Annotated in this window: 12 protein-coding genes and 1 rRNA gene; 2 read left to right on the top strand and 11 right to left on the bottom strand. The window is 40.1% G+C overall.

Features of this window, described 5'->3' with window-relative positions; genetic code table 11:
• Positions 1-36 precede the first annotated feature (36 nt).
• Both rrf and ASU31_RS18185 read left to right on the top strand, forming a co-directional pair.
• Positions 37-148: ribosomal RNA gene (rrf, locus tag ASU31_RS18190) — 5S ribosomal RNA — on the top strand.
• Positions 149-1,008: 860 nt separating this feature from the next.
• The gene (locus tag ASU31_RS18185) at positions 1,009-1,989 is read left to right on the top strand and encodes an acyl-ACP desaturase (protein ID WP_057933694.1); all 981 of its coding nucleotides are present in this window, start codon (positions 1,009-1,011) and stop codon (positions 1,987-1,989) included.
• Positions 1,990-2,049: 60 nt separating this feature from the next.
• Here the strand turns inward: ASU31_RS18185 and ASU31_RS18180 are convergent, their stop codons facing one another.
• From ASU31_RS18180 to ASU31_RS18125, 11 genes are all read right to left on the bottom strand, one after another.
• The gene (locus tag ASU31_RS18180; protein ID WP_057933693.1) at positions 2,050-5,445 is read right to left on the bottom strand and encodes a methylmalonyl-CoA mutase family protein; all 3,396 of its coding nucleotides are present in this window, start codon (positions 5,443-5,445) and stop codon (positions 2,050-2,052) included.
• A 130-nt stretch (positions 5,446-5,575) separates the two neighbouring features.
• On the bottom strand, positions 5,576-5,944 hold the full coding sequence (locus ASU31_RS18175) for a VOC family protein (protein ID WP_057933692.1): 369 nt from the start codon (positions 5,942-5,944) through the stop codon (positions 5,576-5,578).
• A gap of 238 nt (positions 5,945-6,182) precedes the next feature.
• Positions 6,183-7,841 (bottom strand): alkaline phosphatase PafA, encoded by a 1,659-nt coding sequence (gene pafA, locus ASU31_RS18170; RefSeq protein ID WP_057933691.1) that lies wholly within the window; start codon positions 7,839-7,841, stop codon positions 6,183-6,185.
• 67 nt (positions 7,842-7,908) lie between these two features.
• Positions 7,909-9,198, bottom strand: coding sequence for a bifunctional folylpolyglutamate synthase/dihydrofolate synthase (locus ASU31_RS18165; RefSeq protein ID WP_057933690.1), 1,290 nt, complete (start codon positions 9,196-9,198; stop codon positions 7,909-7,911).
• Between the two features lie 258 nt (positions 9,199-9,456).
• The gene (locus tag ASU31_RS18155; RefSeq protein ID WP_057933688.1) at positions 9,457-10,293 is read right to left on the bottom strand and encodes a hypothetical protein; all 837 of its coding nucleotides are present in this window, start codon (positions 10,291-10,293) and stop codon (positions 9,457-9,459) included.
• Entirely contained in the window at positions 10,293-10,694 is a 402-nt protein-coding gene (locus ASU31_RS18150; protein WP_025144642.1) for an ExbD/TolR family protein, read from the bottom strand. Before ASU31_RS18150 ends, ASU31_RS18155 begins: the two co-directional genes overlap by 1 nt.
• Positions 10,694-11,398 (bottom strand): MotA/TolQ/ExbB proton channel family protein, encoded by a 705-nt coding sequence (locus ASU31_RS18145; protein WP_029279915.1) that lies wholly within the window; start codon positions 11,396-11,398, stop codon positions 10,694-10,696. Before ASU31_RS18145 ends, ASU31_RS18150 begins: the two co-directional genes overlap by 1 nt.
• Positions 11,398-13,242: an HU domain-containing protein gene (locus tag ASU31_RS18140; protein ID WP_057933687.1), complete on the bottom strand. Its 1,845-nt coding sequence runs from the start codon at positions 13,240-13,242 to the stop codon at positions 11,398-11,400. The genes ASU31_RS18145 and ASU31_RS18140 overlap by 1 nt, the downstream gene beginning before the upstream one ends.
• 402 nt (positions 13,243-13,644) lie before the next feature.
• The gene (locus ASU31_RS18135; protein WP_057933686.1) at positions 13,645-15,270 is read right to left on the bottom strand and encodes a LamG-like jellyroll fold domain-containing protein; all 1,626 of its coding nucleotides are present in this window, start codon (positions 15,268-15,270) and stop codon (positions 13,645-13,647) included.
• Between the two features lie 85 nt (positions 15,271-15,355).
• Positions 15,356-16,990 (bottom strand): SusD/RagB family nutrient-binding outer membrane lipoprotein, encoded by a 1,635-nt coding sequence (locus ASU31_RS18130; protein ID WP_057933685.1) that lies wholly within the window; start codon positions 16,988-16,990, stop codon positions 15,356-15,358.
• An 18-nt stretch (positions 16,991-17,008) separates the two neighbouring features.
• Positions 17,009-20,122, bottom strand: coding sequence for a SusC/RagA family TonB-linked outer membrane protein (locus tag ASU31_RS18125; protein ID WP_057933684.1), 3,114 nt, complete (start codon positions 20,120-20,122; stop codon positions 17,009-17,011).
• Between the last annotated feature and the right edge of the window lie 116 nt (positions 20,123-20,238).

Here is a 20,238-nt window from a genome sequence, read left to right as displayed (position 1 = left end):
TGTCATTTAAGCTCGAGATAGCTTATCTAAAGAAATTTAGGTGCCTATATCGGTGGTGTCCACCTCTTCCCATTCCGAACAGAGAAGTTAAGCCCACCAGAGCCGATGGTACTGCGGTAACACGTGGGAGAGTAGGTCGGTGCCAGATCTTAAAAGAAACCCTTCAGCAGCAATGTTGAAGGGTTTTCTTGGTTTATTGGCATTTCCTTTTCTTCCCTCCCGATAGCTATCGGGACCGGACAGAGAAGTTAAGCCCACCGGAGCCGCCCCGATAGCCATCGGGGGTACTGTCCCGATACTTCGGGATGGGAGAGCAGGTCGGTGCCAGATCTTAAAAGAAACCCTTCAGCAGAAATGTTGAAGGGTTTTCTTGGTTTATGGCCGTTCCGTTTCTTCCCTCCCGATAGCCATCGGGGGTACTGTCCCGATACTTCGGGATGGGAGAGCAGGTCGGTGCCAGATCTTAAAAGAAACCCTTCAGCAGCAATGTTGAAGGGTTTTCTTGGTTTATGGCCGTTCTGTTCCGTAGCGTTCACTTTTCCCAGGATGGTCTTCTTGATGTCCTTGATCCCTTAATTGTGAAGGGCCCAGACCGGTTTCCTGATCATCAAGGAGTTAAGATGGGTTAAGGTTTTATTCCCGCAAGATTACGGTGATTTGCGCTGAGTTTTACACTACTGGCCCAGGTTCAATAGCCCTGATGGCAGCGGAAATCCCTTTTGGTTAAAGGAGTATTGTTGATCAGCGCGGATATCCAAGAGGATTGCAGCGGACAGCAGGACAGAACCCAGCCTACATGTTACTGCTATTGCGCTCCTAATAATTAATGCATTGATGAAGTCTCTATTTCTTACTTCGCACTTTCTATGCCGTAAATAAAACCGCTTGTGCCAATGTTGATAATTTCAGTCATATTTAAAACTGATTTCTTGCTAAATATGTTAATATCATAAGGTTTGCCATAATATTTGGTTATCTTTGTTTTTAACAAAAATATAAGTATAAGTAATGAGTTTTTTTGCAGATAAAAGAAGGGAAGTAATGTTGCATATTGAAAAATATATGCTGGAGTCGATGGGAACTTATTTGAAACCGATCGATACCAACTGGCAACCTTCTGATTTTTTACCAGATTCTACTAGTGAAACATTTTATCAAGATGTGAGAATTTTAAGGGATAACGCAAAAGACCTTTCTTACGATTTAGTAGCCGTTTTAATTGGCGATACCATTACTGAAGAGGCTTTACCAACATACGAATCGTGGTTAGCCATGGTTGATGGCCATAGCAGAGACGAGGAAGGTGGTTGGATGAAATGGGTTCGCCATTGGACTGCAGAAGAAAACCGTCATGGTGATTTGTTAAATAAATATTTATATCTGTCAGGCCGTGTAGATATGCGCCAAATGGAAATCTCTACGCAATATCTTATTGCTGATGGTTTCGATATAGGTACTGGCCACGACCCATACCGTAACTTTATCTACACTTCTTTTCAGGAATTGGCTACCAATGTATCGCACAGAAGGGTAGCTTCTTTGGCTAAAAAAGACGGTGATACCTTATTGTCTAGAATGTGTGGTGTAATCGCATCAGATGAAGCTAGACATGCAAAAGCCTATAAAGATTTCATGAACCGTATTTTCGAGGTTGATCCTAACGAAGCGATGTTGGCTTTTGAAGATATGATGCGTAAAAAGATTGTAATGCCTGCACATTTCTTACGTGAGGTAGGTTTGAAAATTGGCCAGACATTTGGTCACTTTACAGATGCTGCACAACGTTTAGGTGTATATACTGCGATTGATTATGTTGAAATTATGCAGCAGTTGATTGAAGACTGGAAAATTGAAGGTATGCGTGATTTAAATGAAGCTGGTGAAAAAGCGCGCGATTATATTATGGCTTTACCTTCGCGTTTATTACGTGTTGCCGAAAGAATGAAAAACCCAACTATAGATTATAAATTTAGCTGGATTGCTGGTTAAATATTTGAATCTTTAATTAAAATTATATGAGCCCTTATCAATTTGATAAGGGCTTTTTTATTACATGTTTCTTCTATACTGGCCACCAACTTCGTAAAGTGCATTACTGATCTGTCCTAACGAACATATTTTGCATACTTCCATCAGTTGCTCAAAAATGTTGTCGCCGGCAATAGCCGATTTTTGAAGTTGTTTTAAGAGATCTGGTGCACGGTCTGCATTACGCTCCTGAAACTTTTGCAATGCCGAAATCTGATATTGTTTTTCTTCTTCTGTAGCGCGGATCACCTCACCAGGAACAATGGTAGGAGAACCATTTTTATTTAAAAATGTGTTTACGCCAACAATCGGATATTCGCCTGTGTGTTTAAGCGTTTCGTAATACAGACTTTCTTCCTGGATTTTTCCGCGCTGATACATCGTTTCCATCGCACCTAAAACTCCACCACGATCGTTGATGCGCTTGAATTCTGCAAGCACAGCATCTTCTACCAGATCGGTTAATTCTTCAATGATAAAGGCGCCCTGCAATGGGTTCTCGTTCTTGGCCAGGCCCAATTCTCTGTTGATGATCAACTGGATGGCCATGGCCCTGCGAACCGATTCTTCTGTAGGTGTCGTAATGGCTTCATCGTAAGCATTGGTATGTAGCGAATTACAGTTGTCGTAAATGGCATAAAGGGCCTGTAAAGTGGTGCGGATGTCGTTAAAATCGATTTCCTGCGCATGTAACGAACGCCCAGAAGTTTGTATATGGTATTTAAGCTTCTGTGAGCGATCGTTTCCTTTGTATTTATTCTTGATTGCTTTAGCCCAGATTCTTCTGGCTACGCGACCGATAACGGCGTATTCTGGATCAATTCCATTGGAGAAGAAGAAAGACAGATTAGGGGCAAAATCATCAATATGCATTCCTCTGCTTAAATAATATTCAACAAAGGTAAATCCATTACTTAGGGTAAAGGCGAGTTGTGAGATGGGATTAGCGCCCGCTTCTGCAATATGATAGCCTGAAATGGATACCGAATAGAAATTCCTCACTTTTTCATCGATGAAATATTTCTGGATATCGCCCATCATCCTTAAGGCAAATTCGGTAGAGAAAATACAGGTATTTTGTGCCTGATCTTCCTTTAAAATATCGGCCTGAACGGTTCCTCTAACCGAGCTGATGGCTTTAGCCCTGATCTTGGCATAAATATCGGCGGGTAGAACCTGATCGCCGGTAACACCTAAAAGCATCAAACCTAAACCATCGTTTCCTGCTGGTAAAGTACCATTGTATGATGGTCTTGGTATATTTTTCGCCTTATAGATTGTAGTAATTTTAGTTTCAACTTCTTTGGTTAAATCATTTTCAATGATGTATTTTTCACATTGCTGGTCAATTGCTGCATTCATGAAAAAACCTAATAACATCGGCGCTGGTCCATTAATGGTCATGGATACTGAAGTGGATGACGCACAAAGATCAAAACCCGAATACAGTTTTTTAGCATCATCTAAAGTGGCAATACTTACACCAGAATTTCCGATTTTTCCATAAATATCCGGTCTGATATGCGGATCTTCTCCGTAAAGGGTAACAGAATCAAAAGCGGTAGACAAACGGTGGGCGGGCTGACCTAAAGAAACATAGTGAAAACGTTTATTTGTTCTTTCCGGGCCACCTTCTCCGGCAAACATCCGTGTCGGATCTTCTCCTTCTCTTTTCAGTGGGAATACCCCTGCAGCATAGGGAAACTCGCCTGGAAGGTTTTCGGTTAGCAACCATCTTAAAATATCGCCCCAATCTTCATATCTTGGCAAAGATACTTTTGGGATATTCAGTTTCGAAAGTGATTCGTAAAATAAGGGTTGTTTAATCTCTTTATCGCGGACTTTATAAATGAAAAATTCTTCTTTGTAAGCTCTTTTGGTATCTGGCCACTGGCGTAATAATCGTTTGCATTCACCATCTAATTGTTCTTCGAAGAAAGTGTATGTTACATTTAAACTCTTTGACACCCCGTCCTGCGGACACCCCTCTGGAAGAGGGGAATTATTATCACCTAGTAAATCAATCACACCTTTCAATTGGTACATTTTTCGAGCTATCGTTGCCTGCTTATCTACCCATTCGTTGTACGTTTGGCTTATTTCGGCAATTTCTGCCAAATAGCGGATTCGATCGGGTGGGATGATGTAAATCTTCTCTGATTGATCAGCCGTTAATTCCATTTTGGCCTTAAAATCTGTTCCGGTTTTTAACTTGATCTGTTCCATTAAGGCAACAAATAGGTTATTCATACCCGGATCATTAAATTGTGATGCCATAGTTCCATAAACAGGAATTTCATCATCTTTGGCATCGAAAATATTATGGTTGCGTTTGTATTGCTTACGCACATCGCGCAAGGCATCTAAAGCACCTCTTTTATCGAATTTATTGATGGCCACCAGATCAGCAAAATCTAACATATCGATCTTCTCCAATTGTGTGGCAGCACCAAATTCCGGGGTCATTACATACAGCGAAACATCACAGTGTTCGGTAATTTCGGTATCTGATTGGCCAATTCCTGAGGTTTCTACAATAATTAAATCGTAACCTGCAGCTTTACAGATATCGATACTTTCCTGTACGTTTTTAGATAACGCAAGGTTGGCCTGCCGGGTGGCTAAAGAACGCATGTAAACCCTCGGATTATTGATGGCATTCATCCGGATACGATCGCCCAATAAAGCGCCTCCTGTTTTTCTTTTTGAAGGATCGACAGAGATAATCGCTAAGGTTTTATCTTTCACTTCTACCAGGAAACGGCGTACAAGCTCATCTACCAGTGATGATTTTCCGGCACCACCAGTTCCGGTAATACCTAAAATAGGAGCGGTATTGTTTTTGGACAGTTTTTTTAATTCATCCACAAATTTTTGTGCGCCTTCGGGATCATTTTCTGCAACGGTAATGGCCCCGGCAATGGCTTTAATATTTTTTGTAGGAATGGTTTCGAGCTCGTTAGTAATACTGGCTTTGGTGATGAAATCGGTTTGGATCAGCATATCATTGATCATGCCCTGCAAACCCATCTTGCGGCCATCATCCGGGGAGTAGATTTTAGAAATTCCGTAAGCCTGGAGTTCTTCAATTTCTGAAGGTAAGATTACGCCACCGCCACCTGCAAATATTTTAATATGGCCAGATCCTCTTTCTTGCAGAAGATCGTACATGTATTTAAAATATTCAATGTGTCCGCCTTGATAGGAAGTCATTGCAATGCCCTGAACATCTTCCTGAATGGCACAGTTTACCACTTCATCAACCGATCTGTTATGGCCAAGATGAATGACTTCAGCACCTGAAGATTGGAGGATACGGCGCATAATATTAATTGTAGCATCGTGTCCATCGAAAAGGGAAGCGGCAGTTACGAAACGGATTTTATTTTTAGGCTTATATATTTCTACTTGTTGCATACGATAGGATTTAAAGGATTAGTATGCTCAAATGAGCAATCCTTGTTTCCAAATATATTTGGTATGCAAATGTACTAAAATAAGCAGTTTAAACAGCGAATACCCTATACCGTTATGGCTTTTGGTTCAGCTATAAATCCTGCCCGAATTGCAGTAAATAGCCGTTATTATCATAAATGGCAAATTCTCTCATGCCATATTCAAAATCTTCGAGCGGGTAACAAATTTCGCATACATTTTTTAAACTTTCCCACAGTGCGGCAACTTCGTTTGTATTGATATAAAGTGAACCACTCATAATCGATTTAGGAATATTGCGATGCTCATTAGGGGTACAGAACATGATCTCTATATTATCTTTACGGAGGGTTAACCAACTCAGATCCTCAAGCTTTACATCACAAGTAAAGTTTAAAACCGCTGTATAGAATTTTAGCGTTGCCTGCATGTCATGCGATTCGAGCATGGGTGTAAGCTTGGTTGCGATGTATGTTGACATGATCTAAAATAAAGAAAACAGGAAATTTTAGCAAGTTATCGTCATTTCGAGTTTCAATTATGTATAAAATCAATATTGATGAATGAGAACTTGATGTATATGCCTACCTCAAGCTACCGTCATTTCGAGCGGAGTCGAGAAATCTATGATGATAGATCTCTCCATTCCACTGCGTTCCAGTCGAGATGACGACTTCATTAAAACAAAAAAACTATGCTGGTGAGCATAGTTTTTTAAATTATTTGTTTGTAATCTCTGTGATCGGTTCTCCAACATTGCCATTTGGCATTTGAATATGGAGTAGTGCAGCCAGCGTTGGTGCAATATCGGTCATGTAATGTGTTTTATTAGAAGCCCCAGATTTGATACCCCAGCCCATAAAAACCAATGGAATATGCGAATCATATGGGTTCCAGTTTCCGTGCGTGGTACCTGTGCTACCGCCGTTAAACCAGTTTGGTTGTAAAACATAATAGATATCGCCACTTCTACGGGCATTGTATCCATTGGTGATCATCTTTTTCTGGATTTCCTGAAGTGTACTTTGCGATATTTTAGCAATATCAACTGCATTTTGGAAACCGTCTAATCTTTTTAAGAATTCTACAGATGCCGATTTAATCACATCGAAACTCACGTCACCTTTATCCGTTTTATCGTGATCGAAAATGATCTGGTTGTTCTGAGATCTTAAAACAACATTGTTTACTTTAAATTTATCATTTAAGTAAGCATTTAATTTGTTTGCAATATCACGGTCACTTACTACGCCCGAAGGTAATTTGTTCTCCTGCATAAAACCTGGTACATGAGCAGCACCATGATCGGCAGTTAAAAATACAGTATAGTTTCCTTTACCTACTTTTTTATCCAGGTAATTGAAAAACTCTTCGAAATCTTTATCCAAACGCAAATAGGTATCTTCTGCTTCTACCGAATTTGGACCATAAGCATGACCAACATAATCAGTAGATGAGCAGCTTACTGCTAAGAAATCGGTAATGTTATCTTGCCCTAAATCTTCGGAAAGGATTGCTAATTTGGCAAGATCTAATGTGATGGTATTGCCATAAGGCGTACTTCTGATGGCATCGAAATTTTTATCAATATTTTGGGTAAGCTGATGAGGGAATGTGCTCGATTTACCTTCGTATGCTTTCTCATCTGCGGTACTGTTTACATAAGTATTCATTGGATACAATGTTTCCCAGTTTTTTGTGTAGAACTTGTTCGCTAATTTCAATTTATTGTAATCGGCAATCCATGTTGGCACTTCTTTCATGTAATAAGTACTGGTAATCCAGTTTCCGGTGCTGCCTTGGTACCAATATGCTGCATTTGCTGCATGGCCTGCCGGAAGGATCGAACCCCTGTCTTTCAATGAAATACCAATTACTTTACCTCTAAAATTCGTAGCTAACCTCAACTCATCAGTAATGGTAGTAGTTAACATATTTTTTGGCGACATATTTCCTTCAGATGAAGGCGTACTGCCAACAGTTGATACTGAGGAATCCTCTGTACAGTATACATTCTTTTTGGTTTCAGGATCGTACCAGTCATTACCGATAATACCATGTACAGCCGGAACAGAGCCGGTGTAGATACAAGTGTGGCCACAGGCCGTATAAGTTGGTGTATAAGGAATAAAAGTATTTTCTACAGAAAAACCTTCATTGATTAATCTTTTAAAACCCCCGTTGGTATAGCGGTTATAGTAGCGGTATAAATAATCCCAACGCATTTGATCAACCACTAAGCCAACCACCAATTTAGGGCGGGCTACCTCGGCAGGGAATGCTTTAGGCTGTGTTGTGGAAGATTTTTTAGTTTGGGCTGAGGTGAGTGCGATCGAAAAAATAGAAATGGAAAAGATTAGACAGGATATTTTCTTCATTGTGTTTTAGTTAAAGGGCTAAAGTAATAAATTTAGGTAAAGCTACTTTGAAGTTTGTGTAAAGATTTTATATCGCTTCGGCCACTACAAATGTACTTCCGCCGATAAAAACCAGGTCTTTTGGATTGGCCGATTGAATAGCTTTTTCTTTTGCCTGGGCTACTGAGGCATAGCTGTTTCCATTTAAATTAAATACAGCTGCTTGTGCTTTAAGTTCATCTGCCGCTAAACCGCGTTCTAAATCTGGTTTGCAGAAATAGTAAGTGGCATTTTTAGGCATCAGGGATAAAACTTTCGAAATATCTTTGTCCTTAACCATACCAAAAACAATGTGCAGGTTTTGATAATGGGTTTGTGCGATGTTTTTGATTACTTCGGCAATGCCAGCTTCATTATGGCCAGTATCGCAGATCACTAAAGGATTTTTACTCAATGTTTGCCAACGCCCCTGTAAACCGGTTTGTTTTTTTACCTGGCTTATTCCTTTATGAATCGCTTCCTGATCGGTTTTAATTCCCGTTTTCTCGTTCAGTACAGCCAGGGTTTCTAAAACCGTTAAAATATTTTTATGCTGATAAACGCCGGTAAGGTCGCTTTGAAGATCCTTGTATTTAATTTCACTATTCTGATAAACAGATAGAGAAAGTTTATTGTTCCTGATTTTAAAATGCTGTGCAGTTAATACGGCGTCTGCAAAAACAATTGGAGCACCTAATTCTTTTGCCTTACTGATAAAAACTGGAGCCGATTCTTCTTGTGTTTCGCCGATTACAACCGGAATATTCTTTTTAATGATGCCTGCCTTTTCACGAGCGATTTCTGTAAGCGTATTGCCCAGCATATTCATGTGATCAAGGCTGATATTAGTGATGACCGAAATTTGCGGGGTAATGATGTTGGTCGAATCTAATCGTCCGCCTAAACCCACTTCAATTACAGCTACATCTACCTGGTGTTTCGCAAAATGATCGAATGCCATGGCAACGGTGACCTCGAAAAATGAAGGCTCGGTTTTTTCGATCAATTTTTGTTGATCTTTTACGAACGATACGACTTCAGTTTTACTCATCATTTTTCCGTTGATGCGGATGCGCTCGCGGAAATCTTTTAAATGGGGAGAAGTATACAGCCCTGTTTTGTATCCCTGTGCCTGCAATACAGAAGCAAGCATATGCGAGGTAGAACCCTTCCCGTTTGTACCTGCCACATGGATGCTTTTAAATTTATCCTGTGGATTGCCTAAAGCCTCACAAAGAATAATGGTATTCGTTAAATCTTTTTTGAAAGCAGATGCGCCAACCCGGGTAAACATTGGGAGTTTACTGTATAAAAAATCAAGCGTTTGTTGGTAGTTCATAATATGCGTCAAATATAAGTTGGCTGGAGTTATTATGAAACGAAATGAGAAGATTTCTTCCGAAGTTTTGCTGACTTGTGTTGGGGAAACTCCGGAAGTCTTTAAATGATCTTGACGGCCTGTGGAGTATAGCTAGTTATCGTCATGCTTCCCCAAAGCTTCGGGATCTGCATCTTCATGTTATAAAGACCCTGAAACAAATTCAGGGTGACGGTAATAATAAAAAATGGTCTGTGAAGACACAGACCATGGATATTTTTATTTCACTTTAAAGTTAAATATTACAATCCCGGTTTGTACATCGGGTGCTGATTCCAATTTGTTTAAACTTGCGCCCAATACCGCCTGCTCACATTTCCTCCAAAGCGCTAAATCAGATAAGGTAGTGCCTTTTGCACCTGCACGGGCCTGAACCACTTTACCATTTTTATCTACGCGGATTTGAACGGCAATTTTTCCTGCGCTTTGTCCATCATCCTGTATCCTTGGGATATCGATGAATTTTCTGCTAGCCAATGATAACTGTACATTGCCATTTCCAGAACCACCTTCTCCATAATTTGATGCCAATGGATCGCCATCTTTATCACCCTGATTACCTGGTGTTTTTCCGGTACCGTCTCCCTGACCCTGACCAGTATTCTTTTTGCCTTTGTAAAGTGCGTTTTGATTAATCACTGGTTTAGAAGGCTTATCTTCAGTTACCGGAGTTGGCGCTGCAGTAGTCGGTTTTGTAGGTTTGGTATTTACGGCAATGGCATCTTCTGTATTTTGCGTCTGAATTTCCTTGTCAGTATTTTCAGTAGAAGTGGTTGGGGTCACTTTTTCTTCCGGCGTCACCTTATCAGGTGCTTTGCCATTGGCATTTGGATCTGCCGATGGTTCTTCAATACTGGTATAATCATCGCCCATTCCTTCTGCTGAAGTTCCATAATTTACAACCATACCACCCATACCTACTTCTTCTGGTGGCTGGAACGAGCCAATCACGATAAAAAAGCTGATCAATAATAAAAAGCCCATAATTCCGCTTGCTATGGCAATGGCCTTAGGGTAATTATTTTCCTCGTTAGGTATTTGTGCTTTGTAGTTCATTATTTTTTAGGCTCAACGGCTACAACAAGTTTTAATTTTAATTTATTCGCAATATCGTTTACCACAAATCCATCCTGATAAGTCACATTGCGCGATACATATAAAAGAATGGTCATATCTGGTGCCAGTTTTTGATATGATGCCAAAGTTGGTTCTAATTCTTCAATGCTAACTGGTTTTTTTTCAACGAAATATTTAAGGTTTTCGTCTATCGTAACCGTAACTGCTTTCTTTGCGGTAGATTGCTGTCCGCTTGATGATTGTGGCAACAGCAATTTAACCACGGTAGGATTTACCACTGCAGAGGCCAATAGGAAAAACAGCATCAGGAAGAACATAATATCGTTCAACGCTGAAGTATGTACTTCTACCGATCCTTTTGTTCTTTTGCGTAAATTCATTATTTGCCTGGTTCTTCTAGTAAATCAATAAAATCAATTGCATCGGTTTCCATTTTAAGGATGATTTTTTCAACCATAATGTTTAAAATGTGATAGAGTACGTAAGCGATAATACCAATAATTAATCCTGTTGCGGAAGTAATCATTTTGGTATATAAACCACCAGAAATGGTACCGATTTCAATCGCACCTTTTATTGATACCTGGTGGAAAATGGTAATTACCCCCACAATTGTACCTACGAAACCAAGCATTGGCGCAATACCTGCAACAATACCCAATATGCTGATGTTCTTCTCTAATTTAGAAACTTCCAGTTTACCAACGTTTTCGATGGCACCTTCAATATCTTTAATCGGGCGACCAATGCGTTTTAGACCTTTTTGCAACATGCGCGAAAGGGGAGAGTTATTGTTTCTTAAAAGCGACATTGCACCCTCTAAATTTCCAGACTGGATATACGACCTGATCTGACCCATTAGGTTCGATTCGTCTTTGGTTGCTTTTTTAATGGTTAAATAACGTTCAAAGAAAATAACTAAGGCTAACAATGCTAAAAAAGCCAATGGAACCATTACCCAGCCGCCTTTAAAAAGCAGATCGATAAAATGTAGTTCTGGCTGTGGCTGTGTTACTGCTTGGTTAACCGCATTTGCTGTGTCTTGTAATGCTTGTGTGGTGTCCTGAATTAATAAAGTTATCATTATGGTTGTGTGTTGTTAGATTTTTGTTGTACGAAATATCCTTTTCCTTTTAGTTTTTTCTGTAAAATATCTTTCTGTTCTTTAGCTTCCTTTTCAGTTGTGAAACTCGCTATACTTACCTTTTTTAAACGGCCAGGTACTTTTGCGATTTCGGCATTTAAACCGATTTTTTCCATTTGCTTAATAAACACAAGTGCTTTTTTCTCTGATTGAAAAGATGCTGCAATAACGTAAAACGTAGAAGGACCAGTGTTTGGTACAATTTTATTTTCTTTTGGAGCTTCTCCAGTAGGTTTAACAACAGGTTTTGCCGCTATTTTTTTAACTGTATCTGCTTTTTTCTGAACTTGATTGGCCTTTAAAATGCTATCTGTTTTGGCTATTGAATCCTGTCTTGCTTTTAGGGTATCAACAACAACCTTTGGCGAATCGATAATTACTTGTGCAGGCTTTACCGTTTCAGTTGTTCCGCCTGTAAATAATTCTGGTTTAACCAGATAGGTTATCGCTGCAATAACAACCAAAGCTAACACTGCAATTGTAATCATCAACCAGGTTGACATACCTTGTCGCGTTTCGTCTCCATGTTCAATTGGGTCGTGACCAAAACGGTTAGGATGCTCTGCATGTTGCTCTTTTATAAAGGCTGGAGCTTCAATTACAGGTTCTTCTTTTTTAGCTTCGTCTTCTAAATTGATATATGTTTTTGGTTCCTCTGTTTCCGACCTAAGCGAGAAACGGCTCGAAGGCTTGGTTTGTGGGAGAACTGCTTCTGGTACTTCTACAGTATTGATTTCTTCAGGTACTGAGGTATTTTCTATTGCAATTACTTCGTCTTGTGTATCGTCAGATTCAGGTGTCTCAATTTTCTGAGGTTCGGCCGCGATATTTTCTACTTCCGATTCTGGCGTATGACCAAAACGGTCTGGATGCTCCTCATGCTGTGCCACAACTGATTCAGGAACTTCTACTTCTTCAGTCGTATTTGCTACTTCTTCTATTTCTTCTTGTGTTTCATCAGATTCAGGCGTTTCAATAGCAGGTTGTTCAGTGGCAATATTTTCAACTTCTGATTCTGGTACTTCTTCAGTCGTATTTGCTATTTCTTCTTGTGCTTCATCAGATTCAGACTTTTCAATCACATGTTGCTCAGCAGCGGTATTTTCTACTTCCGATTCTGGTGTATGACCAAAACGGTTTGGATGTTCTTCGTGCTGTTCCTTAATAAATTCTGGTGCTTCAACAATTTCTTCTACAGGATTTTCTGAGTGTTTTAAAGTGTTTTTAAGATCATCTTTAACTTCATCCAATTCTACATTTTCGATTACCGGAGCCTGGTATGATTTATTCTCAAATGGTGATGGTACCACTGGTGCTTCAGCAATTTCGTCGTAAACCTCTTCCTCTTGTTGAGGTGAATCAGCTTTTGTTTCCTCAATTGCAGTTTCTGGTAATGATGGAAGTCCGTAAAATTCAGAACCATAGTTCATGTTTTTAACCGGTTCGAAACCTAATCCTTGTTCGGTAAAAAATAAACGACCAGTATTTTGCAACTCGGCCTCATGGTCTAATTCTAATTTTTGATTTACTTCTTCAACAAACTGGGCAATGTGATTGCGGGCATCTTCTGAGGTGATGCTTGTCTTAGCCGAAATGAAATTGGCTAAAGCGTCTTCTTCGGTTGCTTCCGCTGAAAATTGCAGCGTATATCCAGGAGGCAAAAACGTTTGTTTTTCCTTATCGTATCTTCCTGGGTATTTCTTCTTATAAAAAGTGCCCAAGCCGGTAATACCAACTTCTTTGCGTTGCTGCAAGAGTTCTAATAGGTATGATAAGATATCCATTCGGGTAAAATTAAGCGTTTAAAATTAAAAATTATATTCTACCTTCAAATAGTGTCTATTGGTGCTATTACGCATCCTATTCCAAAAGGGGGACAAAAACGAGTACAGTTTTGTTATTTTAATCATGAAAAAAATCACAGTTTTTTAAACCTATATCTGTATCCGTGCAAAGATAACGGTTACAAAGATAGAAATGGTATGCTAGTAAGCAAATGGCTAAATCGATATAATATCGAATTTGAAGCTAAGGCCTAAGTTATAGAAACGCTTTACTATAGAAAAGCGTATGTAGAAAACAAAGGCGGAAAGTTTAAAATGGACGGTGAGGACACCGTCCATTGAGTTTTCTTAATGGCGGGTGAAAACACCCGCCACTAAAAATTTAAAAATTATGAAGAAAACCTATAAACAAGGAACGGAAGTAGACCAATCAGTACTCTCCATGTTAAGCAAGCCTGCGCTGTGGCCATGCCCGGTTGCATCTGCAATGGTGGTTCCTGTACCTTCGTCGAATTTCCAATACGCCTCTAAGTTGGTACTTGTAGCACTTACACTGCATTTATTGGCCGAAATTGTCGACTGTGCCAATGCTGATTTCCAAACCCGCATTTCATCAAACTGACCGTTAAAACCTCTGTTGGCATCCCAGCTTCTCGAAATCTGAAATGTTCCGTTAGCAGCGATAGTGCCTGTAGCGTTCATGCTGGCATCTAAAGTTCCATTGATGTAAATTTTCATCGTCGAGCCATCGTAGGTTGCTGCAATATGATACCAGGTATTGGCGTTTAGCGCTGTAGCAGAGTTTAGTTTTTTAGGCGTTGCGCCACCTGTGTTCAATACAAACTGTACTTTATTGTTGGCTAGAGAAGCATCACCCAAACGGAGTAAAGCCACGTTGGCATCACTCATTTCAATACCCATAATGGTCGAAATATTTGGCGCAGTAGCTTTAAAAGCAGTTGGCTTAACCCATGCTTCATAAGTTAAGCTAGTGCCTGCAAGATTAAACGTATTCGAATTTAAGTATTCATTAGTGCCATCGAAAACCAACGAACGGTTTCCAGCTGGCTGTGGTGTTCCACCAGTGCCATCAATACAATTTGGTTTTACTGCAGTTGCTGATCCATAAAGTACGTTAGACATGGCCGATAACTTAGTTTGCGAATTATTTGCTACGTTGTAAACCATCGCACTGGCCAAACCATTGTTTTTTACATAAGTGGCTACTGCTGCCTGATCGCTATTCCCCAAATCAGTACCTAAACCCAATTTACTCTTGGGTACGCCAGCATTAATGTAGGGCTGTAATCGACCAGCATAATTTGTAGAGAAGTAAGTTTGCTCAAATACATAATCTAAAATATCGCCAAGTTTTTGGTTGTTATAAGTAGAGGTAAAATAATTGGCCTGATTAAATGCGGCCATGGTAATGAGTTTATCGGTACCCATACGCGACCTAAGTGCTGCTGCTGCAAGTACTAATGAGCCATCATTTGCAGTGCACGAAGAATACTCATCGTCGATATCAATCCCATCTAAACCATACTGTTGTACAGCGTTGGCACATTGGATGGCAAAGGCATCGGCCTGGGCATAAGTGGTAAAACAACCCCATCCAGCATCCTGGTGATTTCCAAGTACATCGAGCACTACTTTTATGCCTAATGATTTAAGGTAAGCCACCTTGCCCGAATTTAAGGTTTCTTGTACCTGTGGATTGAAATACAAAGTTGGTACGCCATTTACCGAATTGATATTGGCAGCGAAAATAACAGAAACACCAAATAACTGAGTGGCAGAAGTTCCGTAGGTATAACAGCCCGGATTTACAAAATTGTTACTGTTAACCTCTACATAGGCGGTCATGAATGGAGCAGTTAGAGCCAGGGCAGAGGCATTGGTAGCGGCTCTGGCGGTACCTTTGGTGCTTAATTGATCGTATTCTTTTTCAGAATTGGCTTTTTTACAAGCATACAACAGGGCGAAAGCTGTTAACAGCAGTAGGCCGAAAACGGTTAGTTTTCTCATAGGTTTAAAAAATTTTGGTTAGAAATTGGTTTGGTATAAAAAAGGTAGGACAACTTTCGTTATCCTACCTGGTGGTGTTTGTGTGTTAGAAGTTCGCTTTATTCACGTCCCACCATAATCTGGTGCCACCGTTGTCTGGTCCGCCTAAGAGGCCAACCGCTTTAACAACCTCGGCGCTGTTTCCGTTTCCATATTCGGTTGATGGGAATGGTAATCTTCTGATCTGGGTTTGGGTATTGATAGATCCGCCACTGTTATTATTGGCTACTGTAAATAACTTAGGGTAACCCGTACGTCTGTATTCAGACCAGGCTTCCTGTCCGTCAGGGAAAATAGCCAACCATTTTTGTGTAATAATGCGCTCTAATTTTTGTTCATTGGTAGAAGTAGGGTCCCATTTTACGGTTATTGTACTTACAGCTGCAGCATTGTTTGCGGCATTTTTCGGATCAACATAAGCAGTAGGTGTACTGGTTGCATCTGATAAATAACTTCCCGGAGCTACATTCCATTGCTGTAATGAGGTGGTAATTCCGGTTTCATAGTTGGTTTGTGCATCTCCCGCACCTGTCCAGCCACGTAATGCAGCCTCAGCCTTTAAAAACCAAACCTCAGCAGCAGTCATTAAAATTTGTGGTGCTTTTTGTCCGATTGGTGATTTTAAATTATCAGTAGAGTTTAAGGTAGAATAAGTTTTATAACCTGCTTTACCCAAACCATTAAATGAAGTATTTGCACCCGATCTGATTCCTACATATTGCCCCGTAAATAAAGGATCGGTAGCAGGTCTGGCGTAAACCGGTAAACGCGGATCGTTATAGCCTACCAAGTACGTTTGTAAAGCTGCGCCTAAAGCATTATCTCCATCATAAGCAACGGTAACCACCCATAAATCGTTATCTCTTGTGCCCGACTGTGCTACTGCTGCATTATCTGCTGCGGTTGTTAATAAACCTCCAGGTGCGCTTAAGGCTTTTTCGGCCTGAAGTTTTGCTGTAGCCGCATCGGCCTTTACAATACGAGTAGCTAAACGCAAACGTAAAGAGTTGGCCAATTTTAACCATTTCACCGGATCACCTGCATAGATTAAATCGCCTTTATCATAAAAAGCCGTTTTACCAGGGTTTGCTGCAATATAAGCTTGTAAGTTATTGGCTGCTGTATCGATTTGTTTAAAAAAAGCATTATAAACTGTTTTCTGATCCTCATAAGGTGTAGATACCAATGAAGAACCAGCTGTAGTATATGGAATAGGACCAAATTTGTCGGTAACCCTACTCATGGCCATTACCTGAACCAAAAGGGCAATTCCCCAGGCTTCCGGCGATTTGGTTTTCACCTCACTCTGGCCGATTTTAGAAATTGGAGCCATTACATAGTTGTACTGGTCGTTAAAACCGGCACTGTTCCAACCATCGTTAAGTGAATAGCTCATGTTGTTGATTCCTCCAAAAGGGTTAGGTGCCATCATGTAGCCACTAAAAGCATCGGCACTGAGGTTTTGTGCGATCTGATAGTTGTGGAAAATTTCCTGCTCTATTGGACCAATTGCCGATTTTAAAAGCGCAGTAGTCTGCTCAGGTGACAACGCAGTTGGGTTGGTGTTAAAATCTTCAAAGTTTTTTGTACATCCAAAATTTAAGGCCATCAAAGATGCCAGCAAAACAGCAGACAATCCTTTAATCCTGTTATTAGAGGATTTATGATATATAGTTTTCATGTTGTTTTTTGAATAGAATTAAAATGATAAATTTAGATTGAAGCCTAAACTGCGTGTTGCAGGTTGGTTAAAAACATCTACACCAGATAAACCGTTCCCGGTAGACATGGTGATTTCCGGATCGAAAGGCGCCTTTTTATAGAAATAAAACAGGTTTCTGCCGGTAACCGAAAATTTAACACTTTTAAACGTTTTACCAGTTAAGGGAAGGGTATAACCTAAAGCAGCTTCTCTTAAACGTACTACTGTAGCGCTATAGATATATTCGCCTGATACGCCCGATCTGCCCCCAACAAATGAATAGTATGCTTGTGGATTAACGGTTGTTGATACTGCATTACCTTTTGTATCTACACCATCAATTTTAACGCCGCCCTGGGCCCTGGCATTACCAGTTGCTTCAGATACACCTGCTTCGTCCATTAAAGCTTCTGTAAGCGATAATACCTGACCGCCAAATTTACCGTCAACCAAGAAGCTTAAGCTAAAATCTTTGTAATTGAAACTGTTGTTCCAGCCCAATTGGAATTTTGGGTTAGGATTGCCTACATAGTTAAATTCTTTACTTTTTAGCGGTGTATATGGCGAAGCTGTTGTGCCGTCTCCACCTAATATGATACGGTTCTGTGCATCTCTTTGTAAAGTATAGCTATAAATATCGCCATAAGAACCACCCACTTTTAACCTCGAAATATAAGAAGTATTGCCAGCGCCTGTTAAATCTACACTGTTAATTTTATCAGCTGAAGCGATATCAATAATTTTATTTCTGTTTAACGAACCGTTTATTGAAGTGTTCCAGTTCAGTCCGTCGCCTTTAATAACATCAGCACCTAAAATAAACTGGAAACCTTTGTTCTCTACATTACCTGCATTCAGGTATCCTGTTGATACCAATGAAGAAGGAGGTGCAACTACAGGGATATACTGGTTTTTGGTATTGGTTTTATAATAAGTAAAGCTGAAATTGATCCTGTTTGCCAGGAAACGTAAATCGGTACCTACCTCGAACGATTTTGTTCTTTCAGGTTTTAACTCTCTGAAAGCAGCATTGGTGTTGAAATTTAATGCACCATCTGATTTTAAGGTGTTTTGAATAAAAGTGAGATATGGCGGTACGGTATTTCCAACTTCTGCATAAGTTCCTCTTAATTTGGCATAGGTAATGGCCTCAGGAAGTTTGAACATCTGCGAAACAATAAATGATAAACCAACCGAAGGATAAAAATAAGAATCGTTTGGTGTATACGATAGGTTAGAAGACCAATCGTTTCTACCTGTTACGGTTAAGAAAGCCCAGTCTTTATAAGAAATGTTGGCGTTACCAAATACGGCCTGTAGCTGGCTGTGATTAGGAACAATGGGAACTACATTGCTTAAGGTATTTCCGCTAAAGGTACCTGGAAGGGCAACGATGGTGTTAGCAGGCGAGAAGAAATCAACGGCCGAAAGGTTGCCACCTAAAGATAAACCTGAAGTTTTCTGGTCGTTAATGCTTCCACCGATCAATCCATTCACTTTAAAATCAGAACCGGTCATTGGAATGGTAATGTTGGCAATCGCATCAACATATTTCTGAACATAGGTTTGATTGCTCTGTGCAAAATAACCTGTTCCGGTAGAGTTGAAATTGGTCGCAATACCCGAGTACCTCCGGTTTTCATAATCATCCGTAGTACGGTCCATATTTCCCCTAACCTGTACATTTAACCATGGCGCAACATCATATTTAACGCTTCCGCTCAATAAGAAACGGTTACGAACAGATGTATTTGGGTTTAAATTGGTCAACCACCATGGGTTTTGGTTAATATCGGCCGGACCGCCTAACCAGTTTTGGCGTGCAGCACCTGTATTGCCAGCCAATAAATACTGATCTTTATAAGGAGTAATGTCAACACCTCTGGGGAAAAGATACAAACCCAATAACGGATTTAAATATAAACCTAAAGGTGGGCTGTTGTTGATGCGTTGATTAATGTAGTTCACACTTCCATCTACCGTTAATTTATTATCGAAAAATTTAGCTGTTTCGCGCAGGTTTAAGTTGTTCCGGTTTAACTTATTGCCTGGTTGAATACCACTGGCATAGGTGTTTGAATAGGAAAAATAGGTTTGAGCTATTTCAGATCCGCCCGAAAGATTTATCGCATTCGAGGTATTAATCCCCGTTTTGAAAAAATCTTTTAAATTATCTGTCGTATTGCTGATTCCGCCGCCCCAGCTATCTCTTATTATGGTAGATGCAGGTCCGTAACTGTTTTGGAACTTTGGCTCGTAAGCAATATTATCAATGGTTACACCGGATGAAAAACCAATTTCGGCTTTACCTGCTTTACCCTGTTTGGTGGTAATTAAAATTACACCGTTCTGTGCCTGGCTACCGTAAAGGGCAGCTGCTGATGCGCCTTCTAAAACAGTAATGCTTGCAATATCATCAGGATTAAGGTTAGAAATACCATCGCCACCATCCTGACCGCCACCAAATACACTGTTCTGCTGGCCATTGGCATTACCATTATTACTGATTGGTACCCCATCTATTACATATAAAGGTTGATTGTTACCGCTTACCGAACGGCTTCCTCTCAAAATTACCTTTGCCGAACCACCAACACCCGATGCACTTGGACTAATGGTTAAACCTGCAACTTTACCGTTCAGGGAGTTCATTAAGTTGGGGCTTTTTACTTTTGACAATTCATCGCCCGATACCTGTTGTGTATTATAGGTTAAGGATTTTTCTGATCTTTTTACCCCTAAGGCAGTTACCACTACGGTTTCGAGATTTTTAGAATCAGGGGTTAAAGTTAGATCAATGGTACTTTGCGTACCCACAGTAACTTCTTTGCTCTGGTAGCCGATAAACGAAAACACCAAAACATCACCCGTTTTAGCCGTTATACTATATTGGCCTGAAGTATTGGTTTGGGTGCCGCCCTGTGCGCCTTTTATAATAATGGTTACACCCGGTAAGGTAGCGCCGGTTTCATCTTTTACGGTTCCTTTAATCACATCCTGATAAACAGCATGGAAAGAAACTGCACGATTAAAATGTTCGATTGGTGCAGCTGCATACAAGCCTGTGGATGCATAGAGCAATAAGCACGTTAGCTGTAAAGATTTTTTCATATTCATTATGAATAATTTTGAATAAGTATTTGGTTAATTGTTTGCCGCCTTCAGGATTTCCATCCGTCCGGTTTTATAGTTAAGAGCATTTTGCTTACATAAATTGCCTACAAGGG

This window comes from Pedobacter ginsenosidimutans (genome assembly GCF_001442625.1).
GTDB classification, from domain to species: domain Bacteria; phylum Bacteroidota; class Bacteroidia; order Sphingobacteriales; family Sphingobacteriaceae; genus Pedobacter; species Pedobacter ginsenosidimutans.
This window is presented reverse-complemented; position numbering and strand designations above follow the sequence as displayed.

Bases quoted from the DNA above. Each gene is read 5' to 3' on its own strand.
- ASU31_RS18180 (WP_057933693.1), bottom strand. From the start codon at position 5,445: ATGCAACAAGTAGAAATATATAAGCCTAAAAATAAAATCCGTTTCGTA.
- ASU31_RS18140 (WP_057933687.1), bottom strand. From the start codon at position 13,242: ATGGATATCTTATCATACCTATTAGAACTCTTGCAGCAACGCAAAGAA.
- ASU31_RS18185 (WP_057933694.1), top strand. From the start codon at position 1,009: ATGAGTTTTTTTGCAGATAAAAGAAGGGAAGTAATGTTGCATATTGAA.
- ASU31_RS18145 (WP_029279915.1), bottom strand. From the start codon at position 11,398: ATGATAACTTTATTAATTCAGGACACCACACAAGCATTACAAGACACA.
- ASU31_RS18165 (WP_057933690.1), bottom strand. From the start codon at position 9,198: ATGAACTACCAACAAACGCTTGATTTTTTATACAGTAAACTCCCAATG.
- ASU31_RS18155 (WP_057933688.1), bottom strand. From the start codon at position 10,293: ATGAACTACAAAGCACAAATACCTAACGAGGAAAATAATTACCCTAAG.
- pafA (WP_057933691.1), bottom strand. From the start codon at position 7,841: ATGAAGAAAATATCCTGTCTAATCTTTTCCATTTCTATTTTTTCGATC.
- ASU31_RS18175 (WP_057933692.1), bottom strand. From the start codon at position 5,944: ATGTCAACATACATCGCAACCAAGCTTACACCCATGCTCGAATCGCAT.
- ASU31_RS18135 (WP_057933686.1), bottom strand. From the start codon at position 15,270: ATGAGAAAACTAACCGTTTTCGGCCTACTGCTGTTAACAGCTTTCGCC.
- ASU31_RS18150 (WP_025144642.1), bottom strand. From the start codon at position 10,694: ATGAATTTACGCAAAAGAACAAAAGGATCGGTAGAAGTACATACTTCA.
- ASU31_RS18130 (WP_057933685.1), bottom strand. From the start codon at position 16,990: ATGAAAACTATATATCATAAATCCTCTAATAACAGGATTAAAGGATTG.
- ASU31_RS18125 (WP_057933684.1), bottom strand. From the start codon at position 20,122: ATGAAAAAATCTTTACAGCTAACGTGCTTATTGCTCTATGCATCCACA.